We start from the raw sequence: 20,566 nt of genomic DNA, 5'->3' as shown, positions 1-20,566 counted from the left end.
ATGCAAGGCCGCCTGGCCCCCGACCGCCTGGCCCGCACCCTGATATACGCGGGCATTGCCGGCTTCGTGTGGTTTTTCTTCTTCCAGCCCAGCCACTTCGGGGCCACCCTGAGCGTAACCGCCATGGTGGGGGCCGGGATGGTGCAGTACCAGCCCAAGCCCCTGGTCATCCCCCTATACGCCTTCGTGCTGGCGGCCTTGGTATTGCTGCAGTTCGTGGCCCAGGCCCTGGGCATAGGAGGCGAGCCCACCGCAGCCCTGCTCGGAAGCCTTCTGGGGCTGGGCCTGCCCTATCTCTCCTACCGCATCAGGCCATGAGAGTCGCCCTGCTGCACCTCACCACCCGCGAGAGCCCAGAGGCCACCTTGGAGAAGGCCCTGGAGCTCTTAGAAGAAGCCCGCCGGCAAAAGGCCCACCTGGCCGTGCTGCCGGAACTCTTCCCCAGCGGCTACCGCTACGAGCTGGCCCCGCGCACCCCCTGGGTCCTGGCCGAGCTGGAAAGGTTCTGCGGCCAAAGCGGCCTGCGGGTGCTGGCAGGGGTGCTGGAGGTCGCCGGGGAGCGCTACGCCAACCGGGCCCACCTCATAGGGCCGGATGGCCTCCAGGCCACCTACACCAAGACCCACCTCATCCCGGCCTTCAACGAGCCGGCCACCATGACCCCCGGGCAAAGCCTGGTGCGGCTGGGGTTGGAAGGCTTCCAGGCCGGGCTGGCCATCTGCTTCGACCTGCGCTTCCCCGAGGTCTTCCGGGCCTACGCGGTGGAGGGGGTGGACCTCTTCCTGGTCCCCTCGGCCTGGCCCAGGGCCCGGGCCTACGCCTGGGAGCTCTTCTGCAAGGCCCGGGCTGCTGAGAACCAGGCCTATCTGGTGGCCGTCAACCACGCCGAGGCCCCTTTCGGCGCGCCCAGCCTGGCGGTAGACCCCCTGGGCCAGGAGATGCTTCGGCTCGAGGCCGAGGAGGTGGGGGTGGTGGAGCTCGAGCCCGGCTACCCCACCCGGCTGCGGCAGGAGTTTCCGGTCTTCCCCCAGCGCCGCCCGGAGCTTTACGCAGGCCTTCTGAAAAGCCCCACCAACAGGTAGAGCAAGGCCCCCAGCATCAGGCCCTCGCCCCAGGCTGGAAAATAAGGGCCTAGGAGGGAGAAGTTGAAGCGCCCCAGGAGAAGAAGCGGCCAGGGCAGGAGGGCCCAGGCCAGGCCGTACTGGCGGTATCCTGCGGCCAGCACAAAGAAAAGCCCCACCCCCCGCAGGTAAGCAAGCCAGCCCTGGCCCCACTCGTTTTGGTAGACGAACCAGGCCAGGTTGAGCCAGACCCCCACCGCCCCCCAGCCCAGGCGCCGGGCCAGGCCCAGGCCGGCCAGGGCCATGCCCGCCCCCACCAACACGTCGAGCCAGGCCATAAGGAGGCTTCAGAGCCCCGCACCCTTCTCGATGTGGGCCGAGACCTCCCCGGTCTCCTCGGCCTCGCGGCGCAGGATGGCGGCCTTGATGCGCTTGAGGGTGGTGACCTCCTCCAAGGCCCGCTGGTCGAGGGTGTCGGTGATGAACTTGATCTGCTCGTTGATCTCGGGAATCGAGATCTGCTCTAAAGCGTTCACCCGGCGGTTGGTCTTCTTGATCTCCTCGCCAATTTTGCGCAGCCGGTTCTCGGTGTTGGCCACCGCGATGATGGCCTCGGCCAGCGCGCGAAAGGCTGCGGCAGCCTCCAAGGTCTTGGCCCCCACCCCAATGGGGCTGAAGGCCAGCGCCCCGTTGCGCTCGGGCGGTTGGATGCGGGGCACCTTGACCCCGTACAGGCTCTCCACCTGTATCTGGACCTCGAGGGGGCTCCCCGAAAGCGACTCCACCGCCTCCGGGGTGTCGAAGGCCTTGGCGATGAGCAGGCTGAAGTAGGCCTCTTTGGCCGCCTGTTCCAAAGCCTCGCGCGCCTTCAGGGAGTCCTGCACCAGCGCGAAGAACTCTGCAATCAAGGCGTCGCGCTTGTTCTTCAAAAGCTCCACCCCCTGCAAGGCCAGGCGCCGCTGGTCGCGCTTGGCCAAGAGGGTGGAGCGGGTCGGCGAAACGGGCTCAGCCACGGGCACCCCCCTAGGCCCCCACCAGCTCCTCCAGCCGGCCCGTCTTCTGGTGGTACTGCTCGATGTACTCCCGGCGGATGCGCTTGAGCTCGGAGGCGGGGAAGTCCGCGAGCAGCGCCCAGCCCAGGTTCAGGCTCTCCTCAATGGAGCGCTCCTGCTGCCCTTGGTGGATGAACTTCTTCTCGAAGTTGTCGGCAAAGCGCAGGTATTTCTTGTCCATCTCGGTGAGGGCGTCCTCGCCGGTAATCGCCACCAAGCGGCGCAGGCTCACCCCGCGGGCGTAGGCGCTGAAGAGCTGGTCGGCCAGCTCCTTGTGGTCGGCCCGGGTCTTGCCCTTGCCGATGCCGTTGTTCATGAGCCGGGAAAGCGAGGGCTGCACGTTGATGGGGGGGAAGATGCCCTGCTGAGCCAGCTCACGGGAGATAAAGATCTGGCCCTCGGTAATGTAGCCGGTGAGGTCGGGGATGGGGTGGGTGATGTCGTCGCCCGGCATGGAGAGGATGGGAATCTGGGTCACCGAGCCCTTCTTGCCGTGCACCACGCCCGCGCGCTCGTAGAGCGAGGCCAGGTCGGTGTACATGTAGCCAGGGTAGCCCCGGCGGCCTGGGATCTCCTCGCGGGCCCCACCGATCTCGCGCAGGGCCTCGCAGTAGTTGGTCATGTCGGTCAGGATGACCAGCACGTGGTAGTCGTGCTCAAAGGCCAGGTACTCGGCCGCGGTGAGGGCCATGCGGGGGGTGAGGAGGCGCTCCACGGTGGGGTCGTCGGCCTTGTTCAGGAAGAGCACCGAGCGGGAGAGGGCCCCGGTGCGCTCGAACTCCTGCATGAAGTAGGAGACCTCGCGCTGGGTGATGCCCATGGCGGCAAAGACCACCGCGAACCCCTCGGCCTTGCCCAGCACCTTGGCCTGGCGGGCAATCTGGGCCGCTAGCTCGTTGTGGGGCAGCCCCGAGCCCGAGAAGATGGGCAGCTTCTGGCCGCGCACCAGGGTCATGTTCACGTCAATGGCGCTGATGCCGGTCTGGATGAACTCCTCGGGTTTCTCCCGGGCCACGGGGTTGATGGGCGCGCCGTTGATGGGCAGGCGCTTGTCGGCCACCACCGGAGGCAGGCCGTCGATGGGGCGGCCGGCCCCGTTGAAGATGCGGCCCACCATCTCCTTGGAGACCCCAAGCCGGGCCACATCCTCCACCAGCGAAACGGTGGTGTGCTCGAGGTTGAGGCCGCTGGTCTCCTCGAAGACCTGCAGCACGGTGTACTGGTCAGAAACCTCGATCACCTGGCCCCCGCGGATCCGACCGGTGCCGTCGTCGATGTTCACGATGGCGCCGTAGGCCAGGTCAGAGGCCCCCTCGAGGAACAGGAGAGGCCCCGAGATGTAGGTTACGGCGTTGTACTCCTTCTTGAGCATCCCAACCTCCTTACGCCCTGACCGTCCCCAGGAAGGCTGTCTTGATCATCTCGTCAAACTCGGCCTTGTAGGCGGGGAACTCTTCCTCGGGCACATAGCGGGCCCGGCCGATCTTCTCGATCACCGGGTCCGAGAGGAAATCGGCAATGGTAGCCCCTTTGGAAAGGGCCAGCTCTGCTTGCCGGTAAGCGGCCAGAATCATCTGCATGATGCCGTAGGCCTTGGCCATAGAGCAGCTCGCGTCCACAGGGTCAAAGCCGTTCTGCTGCAGGAAGTCCTCGCGGGTGATGCGGCCAATCTCCAGCGCCAGCCGCTCGTTGTCCTGCAGGGCATCGGGGCCCACGAGCTGCACCACCTGCTGCAGCTCGGCCTCGCGTTGCAGAATGGCGACAATCTGGGCGCGCACCTCGGGGTAGTCGGGGGCCACATTCTGGCGGTACCAGGGTTCCAGGATATTCAAGAAAAGCGAGTAGGAGCGGGCCCAGTTGATGGCGGGGAAGTGCCGGGCCCGGGCCAGCTGGGCATCCAGGGCCCAAAAGCCCCCGGTGATGCGCAGGGTGGACTGGGTCACGGGCTCGGAGAAGTCGCCGCCCGCGGGCGAAACCGCTCCAATCACCGAGACCGCCCCCTGCTCCCCGGCCAGGGTGATCACCTTGCCGGCCCGTTCGTAGAAGCTGGAGAGCCTCGAGGCCAGGTAAGGGGGGTAGCCCTCCTCGGCGGGCATCTCCTCCAGGCGGGAGGCAATCTCGCGCAGCGCCTCGGCCCAGCGGCTGGTGGAGTCGGCCATCAGGGAGACCTTGTAGCCCTGGTCGCGGAAGTACTCGGCCAGGGTAATCCCGGTGTAGAGGCTGGCCTCCCGGGCCGCCACGGGCATGTTGGAGGTGTTGGCCACCAGGATGGTGCGCTCCATCAGCGGGCGGCCGGTCTGGGGGTCTTCCAGCTCGGGGAACTCCACCAGCACGTCGGTCATCTCGTTGCCGCGCTCGCCGCAACCCACATAAACCACGATGTTGGCATCGCCGTACTTGGCAATGGACTGCTGGGTCACGGTCTTGCCCGAGCCAAAGGGTCCCGGAATGGCCGCCGTACCCCCCGCCGCCAGGGGAAAAAGCACGTCGAGAATGCGCATTCCAGTAAGGAAGGGCTCGTTGGGGTCGAGCTTCTTCAGGAAGGGCCGGGGTTTGCGCACCGGCCAGTAGTGGGCCAGGCGGAGCTTGGTGCCGTCCTCGAGCTCGGCGATGGTGTCGTCGATGGTGTACTGGCCCGGGCCCACGATGTGCTTGATGCGCCCCTTCTTGTCAGGGGGCACCAGGATCTTGTGGGTGAAGCCGAACTCAGGCACGGTACCCAGGATCTCCCCCCCTCTCACCTCGTCCCCCACCTTCTTCACAGGGGTGAAGTCCCACTTGCGGGTGCGGTCGAGGGAGGAAACCTCGATGCCGCGGCTGATGAAAATACCCGATACAGCCTGGATTTTATCCAGGGGACGGAGAATCCCGTCGAAAATGCCGTTCAGAAGACCTGGGCCCAGCTCCAGCGCCAGCGGCAGCCCGGTGGTCTCCACCGGCTCGCCCACCTTGAGGCCGTTGGTATCCTCGTAGACCTGAATAAAGCAGGTGTTGCCGTCCAGCCGGATAATCTCCCCTACCAGTCTTTCGTGCCCCACGCGCACGATGTCGTACATTTTCGCGCCCTGCAGGTTTTCAGCGATTACCGCCGGGCCTGCGATTTTTTTGATGGTTCCCATCCACCCTCCTTTGGGCTCAGACCTTTACATCAAAACCTATGGTATCGCGCACCAGCCGGCGCATGTAGGCCCGCGCATCCCCCCCTCCGCCGAGGGTATCCTGCAGGTTGGGCAGGGAAAGGAGCACCGGGACGCTGCGCCCCCGCATGACCCGTTCAGCGGCCTTGTTGGGGTCCTTGAGCAAACGCTCATCCACCGCAATCAGGGCGTAGCGGCCCGACTGGATCATCTCCACCAGCTTGCGCGCGGCCTCCTCGGGCGAAGCCACCTCGGCCTCCAGGCCCACCAGGCGAAAGCCCGAGGCCACCTCAGCATCGGTCAGCACGCCTATTCTCATGCCACCTCCCTGGCTACCGCCTCGGCCGGCAGGTTGAAGTAGGCCCGCCGGGCCAGCAGACGCACCCGGCTGGCCTCCCACTGCTTGCGCAGGATGTAGTCCAAGGCCAATCCTCCTCCCAGGCTATCCGTAGACCCTGCCGCGGCCTTTTCCAGCAGAATCTTGCGGGATTCCCGCTCGAGCTCGCCCAGGGTGCGCACCCCTACCAAAGGGGCCAGGGGGGTACCGTTCAGGGCCTCCATAGCAGCCAGGTCGCCCGCAGCTATGCGTTCAAAGACGGCGCGGGTGAGGTGCTTACCTCCAGGAATGAAGTACTCCTCCGCGCTGGGCTGGGATACCCCCAAGGCCTGGAGCTTGAACGCGGTGGCCAGGTTGGTCACATCCGCCTCCAGGGCGTAGTAAGCGGCCACCCGTCCCTGCCTGAGCCTCTTGGCCTTCTCAAAGCAAAGGCGGAAGAACTCCCGCTCGAGGGCAACCTCCAGCTCGAGGGGGCTCGGGTTCCCCACCAAAGCCTGGCGCAGGGCCCGCGCCAGGGGGTGGCCGGGTAGCTGGAGGAGCTGGGCCACGCTCTGCGCATCGGGGGCCTGCAACATAGCGTTGAGCAGGGTCTCCGGCAGGGTCCCCCCCACCAGGCTCCCCCGCACCTCCTCAGCCGGCCTGCCGGTGTGCTTGGCCCGCAGGATGGACTTCAGGTTCAAAAGGTCTGCCCGCAAAAGCGGCAGGCGCACCAGCTCCCGCAGCTCCCCGCTGACCAAAGTAGGGAGGTCGCCCACGGTCCGGGCCAGGTGGCGGGCCACCGCCCGGTCCACATCCTCCAGGCCCTCCCCCACCAGGTCGGGGCCGTAGACCGTCTCTCCCAACAGGCGCACGAAGTCAGGAAAGGAAAGCCCCAGGGCCTGCTGGAAAAACGACTCCGGCAGCATCTGGCTTCGCCGGGCGCGCAGGCGGGCGTTGAGGTAGGCAAAGGCGCCGCGCGACACGGCTACCCCCAGATGGCCCGCACAGCCTTGGCTGAAAGGGCGTCCCAGGCCCGCTCGAGCCGCTCGCTCAGGGCGTTCTCCACGAAGGCCCTGCCCCCTGCAGCCACCAGGCGCACCCCATTGCGAATGGCCGGGTCGGTGCGGAGCTCCAGGCCCTTGCTCTGGGCCCATTCGGCCAGCAGGGGGGCGTGGGCCGGGTTCACCACCACGGCCTCGGCTCCCCCCATGCCGGACAGCGCCTCCTCGGCGAGCTTTACTAACACCTCGCCAAACTGGGGCTGGCCCGTGAGCTCCTCCAAGGCGCGCAGGGCCTGGGCCCGCACCTCCTCCACCACCCTGCCCCGGGCCGCGATGCGCGACTGGTTCACCAGAAGCTCGGCCGCGCTCTCGGCCCGGCGCAAGGCCGCGGCGTGCTCGGCCTCGAGGGCCCGCTGCCGGTTGGCCTTCAAGGCCTCGGCCTGGGCTTGGGCGGCCTCGAGGATGGCCTTGGCCTTGGCCTCAGCCTCGGCGGCAATGGCCGCAATCTCGGCCGCCACCTCATTCTGCAAGATATCCTCTAGCTTCGACATTCGGCCTCCCCGCCAAGCACGGCGGCTTCAGTTGATAAGGAACGAGAAGGCCAGACCGAAGATGGCAAGGGTTTCAGGGATCAGGAAGAAGATCAGGGCTGTACCAAAGTTGCGGCGATCCTCGGCCACCGCGCCCACCGCGGCCGCCCCAATGGCGCTTTGGGCCATACCGGTACCCAAAAGACCCAGACCGATTGCCAGCCCCTTGCCAATGGGGGCCAAAGAAGCGACCGTAGCCCCTTCCTCGGCAGCGAAAGCAAGGGTAGCCATTACCACCACAGCGACAATCAAAGCAGCCTTGAACAGCTTGGCGTTCTTCATGGTTCCTCTCCTTATTCCAAGTGCCATAAAGCACACTTTGGACCAAGACCTAGGACTTTACCGACTTGAAGGGTTTGTAAGGACGGCCGCTTTCCTCGAAAAAGCCAAAGTTGGTGGAGAACTCAATCCAAAGAAGACGGATGGGCTGAATCACGTGACCCAGCGTTGTGATGATGATGATGGCGGCGATGAGCACCAACCCTACCAGGAAGCCGAACACACCGCCGACAAACCCGAAACGTTCGGCCAGGCTGAAGCCAACCTGGTTGGCTAGGCTGGCCAGCACACCTCCTGCCACGCCCACCGCATAAAGACGGATGTAACTCAAAATCTGCCCGCCTTTGCCTGGCAACTCAGCGATCATCAATAGCTCGCGGGAAAAGAAAACCCCCACCAGGAAAAGCGCCATGCCTACCGCGAATACACCGTTGAGAAGCGGGCTGTTGGCCTGGGTGAGGAAGTTGTAGGCGAAAGCCACCAGCCCCACCAGGCCCGAAAGGTAGCCAAACCCCTCCCAGAAATGCTTCATGTGGCCATGCTGAAGCCCCAGACGCATGCGCAGGAAAAAGGCGTAGAGCACCTGGATCACGCCGAAGGCGATGGCGAAGACCATGAGCCCGCTTGCCGTTTGGGAAAAGTCCAGGCGGTTGATGAGAATAGGGAAAAGCCCGTAGTACTTCTCCGGGTCGTATGCGGGGCCGGTGGGGTAGAACACCCGCCAGCCATCCTTGAGACCGAAAACACCGGGCAAGCGCAGCTTTTCCAGGAAGGTTCCGAAGAATTCGCCGTACAGAAAACCCCAGAAGACGGCCCAGCCTGCCATCCACTTGCCCACCACGGCCAGCTTGCCCAGCACATCCGGGCCAAAGGCTGCCCCTAGGAAATCGATCCGCAGGGTCTCGCCCCGGCGCGACTTGCCTGCCAGCCAGAGCGCAACCAGCAAGAAAAGCAGGCCGATCCCAATATCCCCCACCACAATCCCAAAGAAGAGGGGGAAGAAGACCGCAATCATCAGGGTGGGGTCGTAGCTGCCGTAGCGGGGGGTGTTGAGGAAGCCGTGGAGCAGCTCAAAGGGCCTGGCCCAGGCCGGGTTCTCCAGAGTGACCGGCACCTGGTGCCCCTCGTGGTGCTCATCCACCGGCTCAAAGGTGTAGACGACCTGGTCGCGCAACCGGGCCAGCGCCTCCTCCACCCGGCCCTTGGCCTTCTGGGGCACCCAGCCCATAAGGGCCACGCCGTAGCGGCCTGCCGCCAGGTCGGAGGCCGCCTTGTAGCGGGCCACCTCGTCCTTGGCCCGGGTCCAAAGCTCCGCCAGCACCCCTTTGGCCTCCCGGGCCAGCTTCTCTACCTCCTCGCGGATGCCCAGCAGCTCCTCGGGGGCCAGCTTGGCCCGCTCCTTCATCCGGGCCGCTGCCGCACCGATGGACAGGCTACCGTAGACCCCAGGGAAGCGCAGCTCGGCCAGGCCCAGGCGGGAGAGAACCGACCGGGCCGCCTCGAGCTCCGCCCGCCGGACCACCACCGCGGCCACCAGTTGGTTCGCCAGCGGCTCGGCCTCGAGCACGTACCGCCCCGGCAGAGCCTGCTCCAAAGCCTTGCGCACCGGCTCCAACTCTTCAGGCCTGGCCAAAAGGAAAGGAAGGACCGCCAGCCAGCGGCTTTGGTCCAGCCCCTGGACCAGCCCCGCCAGCCTCTCCGCTACCGGCCCGAAGAGCTCGATGGCCTGGATTTCTTCCTCCAAAAGGGCCCGCTCTTTGCCCAGGATGAGCGCGCGCTCGGCGATGGGGCGGAGGGTGGCCTCGGCCTCTTCCAGCGAGCCGGCGAAGGCCTCGGCCCCGGGGCCCACCGGCAGGCCGAGCACCGACATGGACTGCTCGGCCTGGGAGGCCACCGCCTCCCAGCGCCTGAGTTCGGCTTCCTCAGCAGGGGAGAGGCGGTACTCACCCAGCTCCTCGGGGCGCAAGGGGTCGATGTGCACCACCCCGGCCTTTTGCAGCTCGGCCAGAAGCGTCCGGGCCAGGCGCTTGGGGCCGGCCACGATGAGCTTCTCCATGGGGGCAATCAAGGCAGAACCTCCCGCAGGACCACCCCTACCGCCTCGGCCACCCGGGCCCGCGCAGCCTCCTCAATGGCCTGCGCCTCGGCCTCGGCCCGGGCCCGGGCTTCCTGCTCAATGCGGGCCACCGCCTCGGCCGTGCGGGCCCGGTACTCCGCTTCCATCGCCCGCACCGCTTGCTGGGCCTCTTCCAGAATTTGGGCGGCCTTGGCCTGGGCCTCCTGAACCCTGGCCTCGGCGGATAGCCTAGCCTCCTCGAGCTGCTTGGCCAGCGCCCGCTCACGCTCCGCCAGGCTCTTGATGAGTCCTAAACCAGCCACTTCCCCTCCTTTCCGCAAACGGCAGCAGAGCAAGTGAAAACTTGCTCAAAGTGAACCCTAAGAATCATAGCGGTTCCTCAAGATTCATGTCAACGCGAACCAGCATACACTACAAAGCCCCCCCTAGGGCTACAGGTGATAAACTCTCGGGGTGAAGGTGCTCATCTCCGCCCGGGGCGCGGGCCGGCTCATGGCCCGGCACCCCTGGGTTTACAAAAGCGACGTGGTCGAAGGGCCCCCGGCACCCGGGCTCTACCCGGTGGCGGGGCCCAAGGGAACCCTGGGGCTCGCCCTCTACAACCCCGCTTCCGAGATCAGCGTCCGGGTCTTCAGCTTTGAGGAGCTGGGCTCGCCCGAGGAGACCCTCTTGCATAACCTCCGCCAGGCCATCGCCCGGCGCAAGGCTGCTATCGCCGCCGAGCCTGAAGGGGCTTTCCGCCTGGTCCATGCCGAGGGCGACCTGCTGCCTGGGCTGGTGCTCGACTACTACGCCGGGCACGGGGTGCTGCAGGTGGGCTCTGCCGCGCTGGAGCCCATGACCGCGCTTTTGGCCAAGGCCATCCGGAACGAGCTGCCCCTGCAGGGTCTGCTGGCCAAGAACAATCAAAAATCCCGCGCGCTGGAGGGCCTGCCCCTGGAGGTCCGGCCCCTTTGGGGAAGGGTGCCGGAGCGGGTGGAGGTACGGGAGGGCCCCGTTCGCTACCAGGTGGACCTATGGGAGGGACAGAAGACGGGTGCGTATATCGACCAGCGCGACAACCGCCTGCGGCTCAGGGCTTTCCAGGGGAACATCGCTTTGGACGTTTTCAGCTACCACGGCTCCTTCGCTTTGCACCTGGCGCAGAGGTTCGAACAGGTGGTGGCTGTGGACAGCTCGGCTGCAGCCCTCAAAAGGGCTGAGGAAAACGCCCGGGCCAACGGGCTGGACAACCTGGTCACCCTCGAGGCCAACGCCTTTGAGTTTCTGCGCGCTGAGGAAAAGCGCCGAGCCCGCTACGACCTGATTGTGCTCGACCCCCCCGCCTTCGCCAAGGGCAAGCGGGACCTCGAGCGGGCCTACGCGGCCTACAAGGAGATCAACCTGCGGGCGCTCAAACTGCTACCCAGGGGGGGCATCCTGGCCACAGCCTCCTGCAGCCACCACCTCACCGAGCCCCTGTTCTACCAGATGCTAAGCGAGGCCGCGGCCGACGCGCACAAAAGCGTACGGGTGGTGGAGCGGCGGGGCCAGGGCTGGGACCATCCGGTGCTGCTCAACGTGCCCGAGACCCACTACCTCAAGTTCGCCATCCTGGAGGTGCTCTGAAGCTACCCGCTGATTCCCGCCATGAGCAGGCCAAGCCGCTCTTCGCTGGCCTCGTGGGGCATCAGCTCGCCTACCAGGCGCCCCTCAAACATCACCAAGATGCGGTCGGAAAGCGAGCGAACCTCGTTCAGGTCGGCCGAGACCAGCAGCACGGCCAGGCCCGCATCCCGAGCCTTCACAATGCTTTCGTGGATGAACTCGATGGCCCCGATATCCACCCCTCGAGTGGGCTGGGCGGCGATGAGGAGCCTGGGTCCTCGGCTCAGCTCCCGCCCCACCACGATCTTCTGCGCGTTGCCCCCCGAGTAGCGCCGCGCGGCCAGCTCGGTGTTGCGGGGACGCACGTCAAAGGCCTCCACCACCTGCTGGGCGTGGGCCTCCATCGCACCGGCATCCAAAAAGCCCAGAAAACCCGCGTAGGGCTTTCGGTAGTGGTCGCCCAAAATCAGGTTCTCGCGGGTGGTGAAGTCCAGCACCAGCCCTCGGGTGTTGCGGTCCTCAGGGATGTGGGAAACCCCCCACTCGCGCACCGCCCGGGCACTGGGCGGAAGGGGCTGGCCGCCATAGAGGATACGGCCCTGGTAGCTCCTAAGACCGGCGAGGGCCTCCACCAGCTCGGTCTGACCGTTGCCCTCCACCCCAGCGATGCCCACAATCTCCCCAGCGCGCACCTCGAAGCTGACCTTGTCCAGGCGGTGCTTCCTGTCCTTGCTGGGCACCGTCAGGTTCTCTACCCTAAGGACCACCTCCCTAGGCCGGGGCTCGCTCTTGCTCACCGAGAGAATCACCTCGCGCCCCACCATCATGCGCGCCAGCTCGGCCACGCTGGTCTCGGCGGTGTTCACCGTTCCCACCAGCCGGCCATCGCGGATTACCGTAACCCGGTGGGAAAGCTGCATCACCTCGGCCAGTTTGTGGCTGATGAAGATGACCGCGTTGCCCTGGGCCACATAGCGGCGCAAAAAGGCGAAAAGCTCCTCGGCCTCCTGGGGGGTGAGCACGGCGGTGGGCTCGTCCAGGATAAGAACCCGGGCCCGGCGATAGAGGGCCTTCAGAATCTCCACCCGCTGCTGTAGCCCCACCGGCAGCTCCTCGACCGGGGTGTCAAGGGGGAGGTCGAACTCGAGCTCCCGCATCAGGGCCTCTACCTCGGCCCGGGCCCGTGCCAGGTCGAGGCTGGCCCCCTGCCTGGGCTCGGCCCCCAGGACGATGTTCTCCAAGACCGTGAAGGGGTCTATCAGCATGAAGTGCTGGTGCACCATGCCAATCCCCAGGGCAATCGCGTCGGCCGGCCCGCTTATCTGCACCCGCTGGCCGTTGAACCGAATCTCCCCCTGGTCTGGCCTAACCAGACCGTAGACGATCTTCATCAGGGTGGACTTTCCCGCCCCGTTCTCCCCCACCACCGCCAGCACCTCGCCCCAGCGCACATCCAAAGAGATGCGGTCGTTGGCCAGCACCAGCGGATAGCGCTTGGTAATGCCTTTGAGCTCGAGGGCCACCGCGCCCTTTTCCGTGGGGAGGCTTGCCGTCTCCATGCCCCCCATCATACCGAAGCGCCCGGGGCGACCCCCGGGCGCGAGCAAAAGGGCTATTAGCGCCTGTCGGGCACCCTGAGGGCCCCGGAGATAATCTGGCTCCGAATCACCGCCAGCCGGTCAACCACGGCCTGGGGGATGAGGGCCCGGTTGTACTCGTCCAGGGCGTAGCCCACCCCGTCGTTGCTCAGGCCGAACTCGCGCACCCCACCCTTGAAGGTGCCCTCCTTGACCGACTTAATCACCTCGTAGGTGGCCACATCCACCCGCTTGAGCATGGAGGTCAGGACGTGGTTCAGGGTGCGAGGGTTGTTGTCGGTGTCGCCCAGGTAGTTCTGGTTGGCGTCCACGCCAATCATGAACATGGGCCGGGTGGTGTTGGCCGGGCAGGTCCGCTCGTAGCCGGCGTAGCGGGGCACGTTTGCGCCGTTGTTGGAGATGAAGCGCACGCCGGCGGGCAGCTCGTTTTGCCGGAGGCAGCGCTGCTGCTTCACGAAGTCCAGCACCCCAAGCCCCGAGGCCCCCGCCGCGGCGTAGATGATGTCGGCCCCCTGCTTGGCCTGGGCGCTGGCAATCTCCTTGGCCCTGCCGGGGTCGTTCCAGGCGGCTGGGGTGTTGCCCACATAGTTGATGAGCACCCGCGGGTTGTTGATGCCGCGCTCGCGCATGCCGGCGATGGCCCCGGCCCGGTAGCCCTGCTCGAACTTGTGGATGAGGGGGATGTCCATCCCACCCACGAAGCCCACCACCCCGGTGTTGGTCAGCCGGCCGGCGATGTAGCCCACCAGGTAGCTGCCCTCGTGCTCCCGGAAGACCAGGCCCACCGCGTTGTCGCACCTCCCCTCACAGGGCACCGAGTCGATCACAGCGAACTTGATATCCCTGAACTCGCGGGCGTTGCGGGTAATGGAGGGCTCGTTGGCAAAGCCCACCCCGATGATGAGGTCGAAGCCCTCCTCGGCGAAGCGGCGGATGCCCTGGCCCACCTGGCCCGGGTCGGCCGGCTCGAAGTCAAAGACCCGGACCCCAAGCTCCCGGGCGGCCCGCTGGGCCCCCTCAAAGGTGGACTGGTTGAAGCTGCGATCGTTCTTGCCGCCCGCATCGAAGGCCATACCCACGCGGATCTGTTGGGCGAGGCCAAAACCCAAGGCAAGGGCGGTCATGCCGAGCACTGCGAGTCTTCTCATCGAACTGCCTCCTCGGATGGCACTTAGCCTCCGGCATTATATTCCACCGGCTGCAGGGCTTGTAGCCGCCAGGGTGATAGCATCTCGGTATGTCGCCCAAGCAGCGCATTCTGGAGCTTAGGGAGCAGATCCGCTACCACAACTACCGCTACTACGTGCTCGACGACCCCGAGATCTCCGATGCCGAATTCGACCGGCTGATGCAGGAGCTGAAGGCGCTGGAAGCAGAGCACCCCGAACTCATCACCCCCGACTCCCCCACCCAGACCGTGGGCAGCAGCATCCTGGAACCCCCCTTCACCCCCGTGCCCCATCCCACCCGAATGTACTCTCTGGGGAACGCCTTCTCCCAGCAGGATATCGCCGAGTTTGAGGCCAGTATCGCCCGCTTTCTGGGGCGGGAAGGGCCTTTTGCGTACGTGCTCGAGTACAAGATTGACGGCCTTTCGGTCAACCTGGTCTACGAGGAGGGGGTGCTGGTGCGGGGCCTGACCCGGGGGGACGGAGTGGTGGGGGAGGACGTGACCCCCAACCTGCTGGCCATCCCCGACTTCCCCCGGCGGCTGCCCGAAGCCTGGGACCTGGAGGTCCGGGGCGAGGTCTACCTGCCCCTCCAGACCTTTCTGGAGCTCAACGCCAGGCTGGAGGAAGAGGGGGAGGTGCCCTTCAAAAACCCTCGCAACGCTGCTGCAGGAAGCCTGCGGCAAAAAGACCCCAAGATAAGCGCCCGCCGGGGGCTGCGGGGGCTTTTCTACGGGGTGGGGCGGCCCGAGACCCTGGGGGTGAGGACCCAGCAGGCCCTGCTGGAACGGCTGGCCGAGCTCGGCTTCGCGGTGGAGCCCCACCACCGCCTGGTCTCAGGGGTAGAGGGGGTGGAGGCGGGCTACCGGGCGATGCTCGAGCAGCGGCGCGCCCTGCCCTTCGAAGCCGATGGGATAACCGTCAAGCTCAACGAGCTCTCCCTTTGGGATGAGCTCGGCTACACCGCCAAGACCCCCCGCTTCGCCATCGCCTACAAGTTCCCCGCCGAGGAGAGGCCCACCCGGGTGCGGCAGGTGGTCTTCCAGGTGGGGCGCACCGGAAGGGTGACCCCAGTGGCGGAGCTCGAGCCCATCCTGCTGGAGGGCTCTACCGTGAGCCGGGTCACCCTGCACAACGAAAGCTACGTGCAGGAGCTGGGCCTCCGGGTGGGCGACACCGTGCTGGTGCACAAGGCGGGCGGGGTAATCCCCGAGGTGCTCAGGGTCCTCACCGAGGCCCCCCGGGGGCAGACCCCGGTGGTATGGCCCAGCCGCTGCCCCGAGTGCGCAAGTGAGCTGGTGCTTTCAGGCAAGATCCACCTCTGCCCCAACCCCCTTTGCCCGGCCAAAGCCTTCGAGGCCATCCGCCACTATGCCAGCCGGCGGGCTATGGACATCCAGGGCCTGGGGGAGAAGCTCATCGAGCAGCTTCTAGCGAGCGGAAAGGTGCGGGACGCAGCCGACTTATACCAGCTCAAAAAAGAGGACCTCGTCCCCCTCGAGCGCATGGGGGAAAAAAGCGCGCAGAACCTGCTAAACCAGATTGAAGCCAGCAAAAACCGGGGACTAGAACGGCTCCTTTTCGCCCTGGGCATTCCCCAGGTGGGCGAGAGCACCGCGCGAGCCCTGGCCCGCCGCTTCGGCCACCTAGACCGCATCCTGGAGGCGAGCGTGGAGGAGCTCGACGCGGTGCCGGATATCGCCGAGGCCACCGCCTCTGCCATCCACCAGGCCCTATCGCGGCCTGAGATGCGCCGCTTCATCGAGCGCCTGCGCGCAGCAGGGATGCGCTTTGAGGCCAGGGAAAAGCAGAAAAGCCAGGCGCTGGAGGGCCTGACCTTCGTCCTCACCGGCGAGCTTTCCCTACCCCGAGAGGAAGTAGCCCGGTGGCTGGAGGCCCACGGGGCCCGGGTGGCCAGCTCGGTGAGCAGGAAAACCCACTACGTGGTGGCCGGCGCGGGGGCAGGCTCTAAGCTGGCCAAGGCCCAGGAGCTGGGCATTCCCGTTCTGGACGAGCAAGGCTTGAGGGCCCTGCTGCGCGAAAAAGTGGGCCAGGAGCCGTAGGCTACCGGCAAAGCTCGCTGCGGCAGATGTCCAGCACCGCCCACTCGCGGCCCGCCCGCACCACCAGCTTGACCCAGAGCATCCCCCCTTCGCTCCAGTAGCGCTCCCCCGGGCTGGCCTCGAACTCGGCCCGGCTGCTGGCCTGCAGGAGCCGGTTGCGGTTGTCGATCCAGTAATCGCGGTAGATGTAGGGCTCGCCACTGTAGGGCAGGCCCACCAGCACGAAATCGCCGGGCTCGCTGTCGTCTAAGCGCAGCTTGAGCCGGGCCGGAATGCCCCCGGCGGCCTCCAGGGTGTAGCGGCGGCCCTTGATTACGGTGGCGCCGAAGAAGTTCAGGTTGTTGGGCGCTCCCCACATGCGGAAGACCGGGCGGGAGGCGTCCTCGCGGGTGAGGGCCACCGGGGCAATGCGCCCCCCGCTCTCGTTGAGGATGTGCAGCCGGGCATAGCCGTAGTTGCAAACCCCTGCGTTCCACTCCGCCCGCACCTCGCAGGCCGCGTCCAGCAGGAAGGGATGGTTGAGCACCACCGCATGGCCCCGCCGGCCGCTCACCGAGCCGTCCAGGTCCACAAACACGCTGCCCCTGTAGCCGTCCGCATTGCGGTTGCTGGCCACCTCCTCCGGGGTGGGCTCGCCCCGGGGGGGCAGGTAGACCGGCTTGGCGTTGGTGAACCTAGCACCTTCGGCAAAGTTGCGGCTGTCGATGTCGAAATCGGTGAAGCGCAGATAGCTCAGGGCCCCGGCCTCGCGGGTAGCGCGCTGGGTGCCCTGGGCGTTCTGCACCTGCAGGGGCTGGAAGTTGACGAACTCCACGTTGCGGAAACCAACCTTGCCGTCGTAGAACTCAAAGCCGCGAATAGGGAAGTTGTCCTGGATGGCCCCATTGCTGTTGGCCCAGGGCCTGGGCAGGCTGCGCCCGTCCACCCCACGGAACTCCCAGTCGCGCGGCCAGCCCTTGTTGTCGCTGTCGCCCACGACCAGGGAGTCCTCCAGGGTGGTGGCCCGCGAGGCGAAGGTCACCCCGATGGCGTTGTCGGCCAGCCGGGCCCCCACCACCTTGTGGTTGAGCCCTCTGAGCCAGATGGCGTTGCCGCGGTGCTTGTAGGCAGTAAAGTTCCGGAATTCGGCCACCACCGGTGGATTGCGGTTGTCGTTGTAGGCGTTTTGGGTATCAGACGGGTTGCTGCGGGGGTTGTAGACGGTGGCCTCGGGCTCGAGGGTGTCCGCCCTGGGGCCCCGGTCGACCATCAGGCCATCAAAGCTCGAGTGCGAGACGTTGCCGGAGAACTCCCCCAAAGGGGTGCGGCGGGGCCAGATGGTGGGGGTGGCCGAAGGGCCGGTGGGGTTCTCGGGCAGGGCGTACCAGAAGCCGATGCCGTCCGAACCGGCGGCCACGTTGTTGCGCACGATGTTATCGGGGTGGGCAATCCAGAAGGTGGCCGGGCTCCGGTCGGTGGGAATGACCGGCTGCTCCCCCCGGTTGGCGTCGGGACGGCGGGTCAGGAGGCCCAGGTTGCCCTCCAGAAGGTTCTTGTACTCGGCCCCGTCCTCCAAAAAGTAGCAGTGCCCCACCGCATCGTAGGCCACGTTCCCCACCACCTCCAGCCGCTGGGTGCCGTGAACGGTCACGCAGCGGTTGAAGCTCTCGTGGATGGAGGAGTGGCGGATGTACTGCCCTGCCGCATCACCCACCAGGTGCCAGTGAACGGGGTAGCGGGCCAGCCGGTTGCGCTGGCCCATGCGGTAGAGCTCCACCCCCGAAAGGCGCATCTGGCTGCCCGCCATGGCCATGATGTGCCCCCCCAGGCCGGTGCTGGCCGAGCTCTCATCGCCGCGAACCACCACGTTGCGCGAGAGCAGCCCCACCTCGCCGCGCTGGTCCACCCCGTAGGTTATCTCGCCGAAATGGGGGAACTGCAGCGGGCGGTCCAGGGTCAGGGTGTTGCCCGAAATAGCGGTGATGGTGCGGACCTCGGCCTGGCGGGGGTCGTAGTCGGTCGAGGCCAGCACAATGCGGTCCCCCACCCGCCAGCCGCTGGCCTCGAGCACGGTGATCTGCGTGGCACCCCGGGGAGCGGTCTGGGCCAGCTTGGTCCAGCCCTTGCGGGGCTCCCCGTGCAGCTCCAAAACCCCTCCCATCACCCCCAGCACCTTGGTGCCCATCCCCATCTGGTCCTCTTCGGGGTTGTTGCCGGTGAGGGTGATGATCGCCCGGTGGCGGAAGGGGTCCTGGGGGGTGCCCACCTCGAGCCGGCCGTGCACCATAATCCAGTCGGCCCGAAGCTCCAGGTCCTTGCGGTCAAAGCGCAGAACGCCGTAGATGTTGAGGCCCTTCAGGGGAGGCGGACTCACATCCAGCACCACCCCCAGGTCCCTCGGAATGTTCACCACCTCGTGGGCCCGGGGCACCTGGCCGCTGGGCCAGGTCCTGGGGTCCGACCAAGCGCCAAAGCGGGTGGGGCTGGGCCCTTCAGACGAAACAGGCCCGCTGGAACAGCCCAACACACCCCCCAGAAGAATAGGCCAGAGTACTCGAGGCCAGCCCTGCACAGTTGCACCCTACCCAAAAGAACCGGCAAGGCCCGTTGGGCCAGGGTTAAGGGGCCTTAACTTAACGGAAAGCCCCCCTCGCGGCCTGGCGAAGGCCGGTTCTGTTAGGATTTGGAGGGTATGCCGAGCTACGAGGAGATCCAAGCCGCGGTAAAGCACATCCAAAGCCAGACCGACTTCACGCCCGAGGTGGGCCTGGTGCTGGGCTCGGGCCTGGGCCCCCTGGCCGACGAGATAGAAACGGTAGCCAGCTTCCCCTACGCCGAGCTGCCGCACTTTCCCCGTTCCACCGCCCCCAGCCACGAAGGAAAGCTCATCCTAGGAAGGCTGGAAGGCAAAAACGTGCTGGCCTACAAGGGCCGGGTGCACGTCTACGAGGGCTACACCCCTGCCCAGGTGGTCTTCCCCTTGCGGGTGGGTTTCTTTCTAGGGGCGCGCACCTTCATCGTGACCTCGGCCGCCGGGGGGCTCAACCCCGCCTGGAACGCTGGGGAACTGATGCTGCACAGCGATTACATCAACTACGCGGCCCTCTCTCCCCTCACCGGTCCCAACGACGAGCGGCTGGGCCCCCGCTTCCCGGTGACCTTCGATGCCTACGACCCCACTCTGCGCGCGCTGGCCCACAAGGTGGCCCGGGCCCAAGACTTCCTTCTGCGCGAGGGGGTGTACGCCTGGTGGCCCGGACCGCAGTTCGCCACCCGGGCAGAACTGAAGGTGCTGCGCAGCCTGGGGGCCGACGCCATCGGGATGTCCACCGTTCCGGAGGTCATCGCCCTGCGCCACCTGGGTGCTAGGGTGCTGGGGCTTTCCACCATCACCGACATGGCCGTCCCGGAGCGCGACCACCACGCCACCGAGGCCGAGGTTCTGGCCACCGCGGCCCAAAGCGGGGCCCTCTTCCGCCGCTTTGTAAGGGGGATTCTGGCGGCCCTATGAGCCTCCCCGCCGTGCTAGCCCGCATCGAGCAGGCCTGCCAGCGCGCAGGGCGGGACCCCAGGGGGGTGCGGCTGGTGGTGGTGACCAAGGAGCACCCCGTGGCCGAGATTGAGGAGAAGGTCCTGCGCTACGGCCCATTTCCTCTGGGCGAGTCGCGCATCCAGGAAGCCCTGCCCAAGCTGGAGGCCCTGCAGGCCGAGTGGCACTTCATCGGTCCTTTGCAGCGCAATAAGGCCAAGTTCGCGGTGCGCTTTGAGCTCATTCACTCCATTGACTCCCTGCGCCTGGCCGAGGCCGTGGCCCGCAAGGCCCGCGAGGCAGGCAAGGTGCAGCGGGTGCTGCTCGAGGTCAACCTGGGGCGGGAACCCCAGAAGCACGGCTTTCTGGAGGAGGAGCTGGGCGAGGCCCTGGCCCGAATACGAGCGCTGGAGGGGCTTTCGGTGGAAGGCCTGATGACCGTGCCCCCCTACAGCGAAGACCCCGAGGCGGCGCGGCCCCTTTTCGCCCGGCTGGCCCACCTGGCCGACCGGTATCAGCTGCCCGAGCGCAGCATGGGGATGTCGGGCGACTTCGAGGTGGCGGTGGAGGAAGGGGCCACGCTGGTGCGGGTGGGCCGGGCAGTCTTTGAGCCCGAGTGAGGTTTTGGTAGTAGTCTAAGGCCTGTGGAAGACCGCAAGACGGGCGAGTTTCGCGCTGCCGGCGACCTGACCCCTCTGGATATCCGCTACCAGGAGTTCCGCCAGGGGCTGAGGGGCTACGTGGTGGCCGAGGTGCGGGAGTATCTAGCCCGCGTGGCCGATATCCAAAGCGCCCTGATTGAGGAAAACGAGCGCCTGCGGAACCAGATCCGGGCGCTCGAGGCCGAGCTGGCCAAGGCCCGGGAGGGGGAGGCCGAGCTCAAGCGGGCCGTGGTGGCTGCCGAGCGCATTGCCCGCGAGATCAAGGCCCAGGCCGAGCGGGAGGCCGAGCTTATCCGGCGTGAGACCGAGTCCGAGCGCCAGGCCGCGCTGCAGGAGCTTATCGAGCAGATGAAGCGCATGCGCGGCGAGATCGAACAGATACGCAACGAGCGCGACCTGTTTGTGAGCCAGTTCCGAGCTTTGCTGGAAAGCTATCTGGCCTCGCTGGACCGCTTCAAGCGCTAGG

General features: G+C 66.5%; 20 protein-coding genes. 7 read left to right on the top strand and 13 right to left on the bottom strand.

What is annotated here, in order from left to right; all coding sequences use genetic code 11:
• Both DV704_RS01855 and DV704_RS01850 read left to right on the top strand, forming a co-directional pair.
• Complete coding sequence (locus DV704_RS01855) at positions 1 to 318, top strand: hypothetical protein (protein WP_114797840.1); 318 nt, start codon at positions 1 to 3, stop codon at positions 316 to 318.
• Entirely contained in the window at positions 315 to 1,082 is a 768-nt protein-coding gene (locus DV704_RS01850) for a nitrilase-related carbon-nitrogen hydrolase (RefSeq protein WP_114797839.1), read from the top strand. Before DV704_RS01855 ends, DV704_RS01850 begins: the two co-directional genes overlap by 4 nt.
• Here DV704_RS01850 and DV704_RS01845 read toward each other — a convergent pair.
• From DV704_RS01845 to DV704_RS01800, 10 genes are read right to left on the bottom strand one after another with little or no spacing between them, the layout of a single operon-like run.
• Positions 1,046 to 1,366: a hypothetical protein gene (locus DV704_RS01845; protein ID WP_114798012.1), complete on the bottom strand. Its 321-nt coding sequence runs from the start codon at positions 1,364 to 1,366 to the stop codon at positions 1,046 to 1,048. The two genes, DV704_RS01850 and DV704_RS01845, sit on opposite strands and share 37 nt — an antisense overlap.
• Positions 1,367 to 1,408: 42 nt before the next feature.
• Complete coding sequence (locus tag DV704_RS01840; protein WP_114798011.1) at positions 1,409 to 2,074, bottom strand: V-type ATP synthase subunit D; 666 nt, start codon at positions 2,072 to 2,074, stop codon at positions 1,409 to 1,411.
• Between the two features lie 10 nt (positions 2,075 to 2,084).
• A complete protein-coding gene (locus DV704_RS01835; protein WP_114797838.1) occupies positions 2,085 to 3,485 on the bottom strand; it encodes a V-type ATP synthase subunit B in 1,401 nt (466 codons plus the stop codon).
• Positions 3,486 to 3,495: 10 nt separating this feature from the next.
• The gene (locus DV704_RS01830) at positions 3,496 to 5,232 is read right to left on the bottom strand and encodes a V-type ATP synthase subunit A (protein ID WP_114797837.1); all 1,737 of its coding nucleotides are present in this window, start codon (positions 5,230 to 5,232) and stop codon (positions 3,496 to 3,498) included.
• 16 nt (positions 5,233 to 5,248) lie between these two features.
• Positions 5,249 to 5,569 (bottom strand): V-type ATP synthase subunit F, encoded by a 321-nt coding sequence (locus DV704_RS01825; protein ID WP_114797836.1) that lies wholly within the window; start codon positions 5,567 to 5,569, stop codon positions 5,249 to 5,251.
• Positions 5,566 to 6,549 carry a V-type ATPase subunit gene (locus DV704_RS01820; RefSeq protein ID WP_255419439.1) on the bottom strand — a complete coding sequence of 328 codons (984 nt, stop codon included), beginning with the start codon at positions 6,547 to 6,549 and terminating at the stop codon, positions 5,566 to 5,568. The genes DV704_RS01825 and DV704_RS01820 overlap by 4 nt, the downstream gene beginning before the upstream one ends.
• Before the next feature lie 2 nt (positions 6,550 to 6,551).
• Positions 6,552 to 7,118, bottom strand: coding sequence for a V-type ATP synthase subunit E (locus tag DV704_RS01815; protein ID WP_114797835.1), 567 nt, complete (start codon positions 7,116 to 7,118; stop codon positions 6,552 to 6,554).
• 27 nt (positions 7,119 to 7,145) lie between these two features.
• A complete protein-coding gene (locus DV704_RS01810; protein WP_114797834.1) occupies positions 7,146 to 7,439 on the bottom strand; it encodes a F0F1 ATP synthase subunit C in 294 nt (97 codons plus the stop codon).
• Positions 7,440 to 7,488: 49 nt separating this feature from the next.
• A complete protein-coding gene (locus tag DV704_RS01805; RefSeq protein ID WP_114797833.1) occupies positions 7,489 to 9,492 on the bottom strand; it encodes a V-type ATP synthase subunit I in 2,004 nt (667 codons plus the stop codon).
• Between the two features lie 8 nt (positions 9,493 to 9,500).
• A complete protein-coding gene (locus DV704_RS01800; protein ID WP_114798009.1) occupies positions 9,501 to 9,815 on the bottom strand; it encodes a V-type ATPase subunit subunit G family protein in 315 nt (104 codons plus the stop codon).
• 151 nt (positions 9,816 to 9,966) lie between these two features.
• On the opposite strand from DV704_RS01800, the gene DV704_RS01795 reads away from it, so the two are divergent.
• The gene (locus DV704_RS01795) at positions 9,967 to 11,121 is read left to right on the top strand and encodes a class I SAM-dependent rRNA methyltransferase (RefSeq protein ID WP_114797832.1); all 1,155 of its coding nucleotides are present in this window, start codon (positions 9,967 to 9,969) and stop codon (positions 11,119 to 11,121) included.
• A gap of 2 nt (positions 11,122 to 11,123) precedes the next feature.
• Here the strand turns inward: DV704_RS01795 and DV704_RS01790 are convergent, their stop codons facing one another.
• Complete coding sequence (locus tag DV704_RS01790; RefSeq protein WP_114797831.1) at positions 11,124 to 12,659, bottom strand: ABC transporter ATP-binding protein; 1,536 nt, start codon at positions 12,657 to 12,659, stop codon at positions 11,124 to 11,126.
• Positions 12,660 to 12,715: 56 nt separating this feature from the next.
• Positions 12,716 to 13,846, bottom strand: a complete 1,131-nt coding sequence (locus DV704_RS01785; protein WP_114797830.1) for a BMP family protein — start codon at positions 13,844 to 13,846, stop codon at positions 12,716 to 12,718.
• An 89-nt stretch (positions 13,847 to 13,935) separates the two neighbouring features.
• Between DV704_RS01785 and ligA the strand changes: the two genes are divergently transcribed.
• Positions 13,936 to 15,930 carry an NAD-dependent DNA ligase LigA gene (gene ligA, locus DV704_RS01780; RefSeq protein WP_114797829.1) on the top strand — a complete coding sequence of 665 codons (1,995 nt, stop codon included), beginning with the start codon at positions 13,936 to 13,938 and terminating at the stop codon, positions 15,928 to 15,930.
• A gap of 1 nt (position 15,931) precedes the next feature.
• On the opposite strand, the gene DV704_RS01775 is transcribed toward ligA, so the two are convergent.
• Positions 15,932 to 18,481: a G8 domain-containing protein gene (locus DV704_RS01775; RefSeq protein WP_233498200.1), complete on the bottom strand. Its 2,550-nt coding sequence runs from the start codon at positions 18,479 to 18,481 to the stop codon at positions 15,932 to 15,934.
• A 120-nt stretch (positions 18,482 to 18,601) separates the two neighbouring features.
• On the opposite strand from DV704_RS01775, the gene DV704_RS01770 reads away from it, so the two are divergent.
• Genes DV704_RS01770 through DV704_RS01760 form a run of 3 tightly spaced genes read left to right on the top strand, consistent with a single transcriptional unit; the run spans position 18,602 to position 20,565 of the window.
• Positions 18,602 to 19,420 (top strand): purine-nucleoside phosphorylase, encoded by an 819-nt coding sequence (locus tag DV704_RS01770; RefSeq protein ID WP_114797827.1) that lies wholly within the window; start codon positions 18,602 to 18,604, stop codon positions 19,418 to 19,420.
• Entirely contained in the window at positions 19,417 to 20,058 is a 642-nt protein-coding gene (locus DV704_RS01765; protein WP_114797826.1) for a YggS family pyridoxal phosphate-dependent enzyme, read from the top strand. The genes DV704_RS01770 and DV704_RS01765 overlap by 4 nt, the downstream gene beginning before the upstream one ends.
• Before the next feature lie 24 nt (positions 20,059 to 20,082).
• A complete protein-coding gene (locus DV704_RS01760; RefSeq protein ID WP_114797825.1) occupies positions 20,083 to 20,565 on the top strand; it encodes a DivIVA domain-containing protein in 483 nt (160 codons plus the stop codon).
• The last annotated feature ends 1 nt before the right edge of the window (position 20,566 follow it).

Origin of the sequence: Meiothermus sp. QL-1 (assembly GCF_003351145.1) — a bacterium.
In the GTDB taxonomy this organism is placed as follows: Bacteria; Deinococcota; Deinococci; order Deinococcales; family Thermaceae; genus Meiothermus.
This window is presented reverse-complemented; position numbering and strand designations above follow the sequence as displayed.

Coding starts and splice junctions, on each gene's coding strand:
- DV704_RS01765 (WP_114797826.1), top strand. CDS start 19,417: ATGAGCCTCCCCGCCGTGCTAGCCCGCATCGAGCAGGCCTGCCAGCGC.
- DV704_RS01810 (WP_114797834.1), bottom strand. CDS start 7,439: ATGAAGAACGCCAAGCTGTTCAAGGCTGCTTTGATTGTCGCTGTGGTG.
- DV704_RS01835 (WP_114797838.1), bottom strand. CDS start 3,485: ATGCTCAAGAAGGAGTACAACGCCGTAACCTACATCTCGGGGCCTCTC.
- DV704_RS01770 (WP_114797827.1), top strand. CDS start 18,602: ATGCCGAGCTACGAGGAGATCCAAGCCGCGGTAAAGCACATCCAAAGC.
- DV704_RS01825 (WP_114797836.1), bottom strand. CDS start 5,569: ATGAGAATAGGCGTGCTGACCGATGCTGAGGTGGCCTCGGGCTTTCGC.
- DV704_RS01855 (WP_114797840.1), top strand. CDS start 1: ATGCAAGGCCGCCTGGCCCCCGACCGCCTGGCCCGCACCCTGATATAC.
- DV704_RS01790 (WP_114797831.1), bottom strand. CDS start 12,659: ATGGAGACGGCAAGCCTCCCCACGGAAAAGGGCGCGGTGGCCCTCGAG.
- DV704_RS01845 (WP_114798012.1), bottom strand. CDS start 1,366: ATGGCCCTGGCCGGCCTGGGCCTGGCCCGGCGCCTGGGCTGGGGGGCG.
- DV704_RS01785 (WP_114797830.1), bottom strand. CDS start 13,846: ATGAGAAGACTCGCAGTGCTCGGCATGACCGCCCTTGCCTTGGGTTTT.
- DV704_RS01815 (WP_114797835.1), bottom strand. CDS start 7,118: ATGTCGAAGCTAGAGGATATCTTGCAGAATGAGGTGGCGGCCGAGATT.
- DV704_RS01850 (WP_114797839.1), top strand. CDS start 315: ATGAGAGTCGCCCTGCTGCACCTCACCACCCGCGAGAGCCCAGAGGCC.
- ligA (WP_114797829.1), top strand. CDS start 13,936: ATGTCGCCCAAGCAGCGCATTCTGGAGCTTAGGGAGCAGATCCGCTAC.
- DV704_RS01805 (WP_114797833.1), bottom strand. CDS start 9,492: ATGGAGAAGCTCATCGTGGCCGGCCCCAAGCGCCTGGCCCGGACGCTT.
- DV704_RS01830 (WP_114797837.1), bottom strand. CDS start 5,232: ATGGGAACCATCAAAAAAATCGCAGGCCCGGCGGTAATCGCTGAAAAC.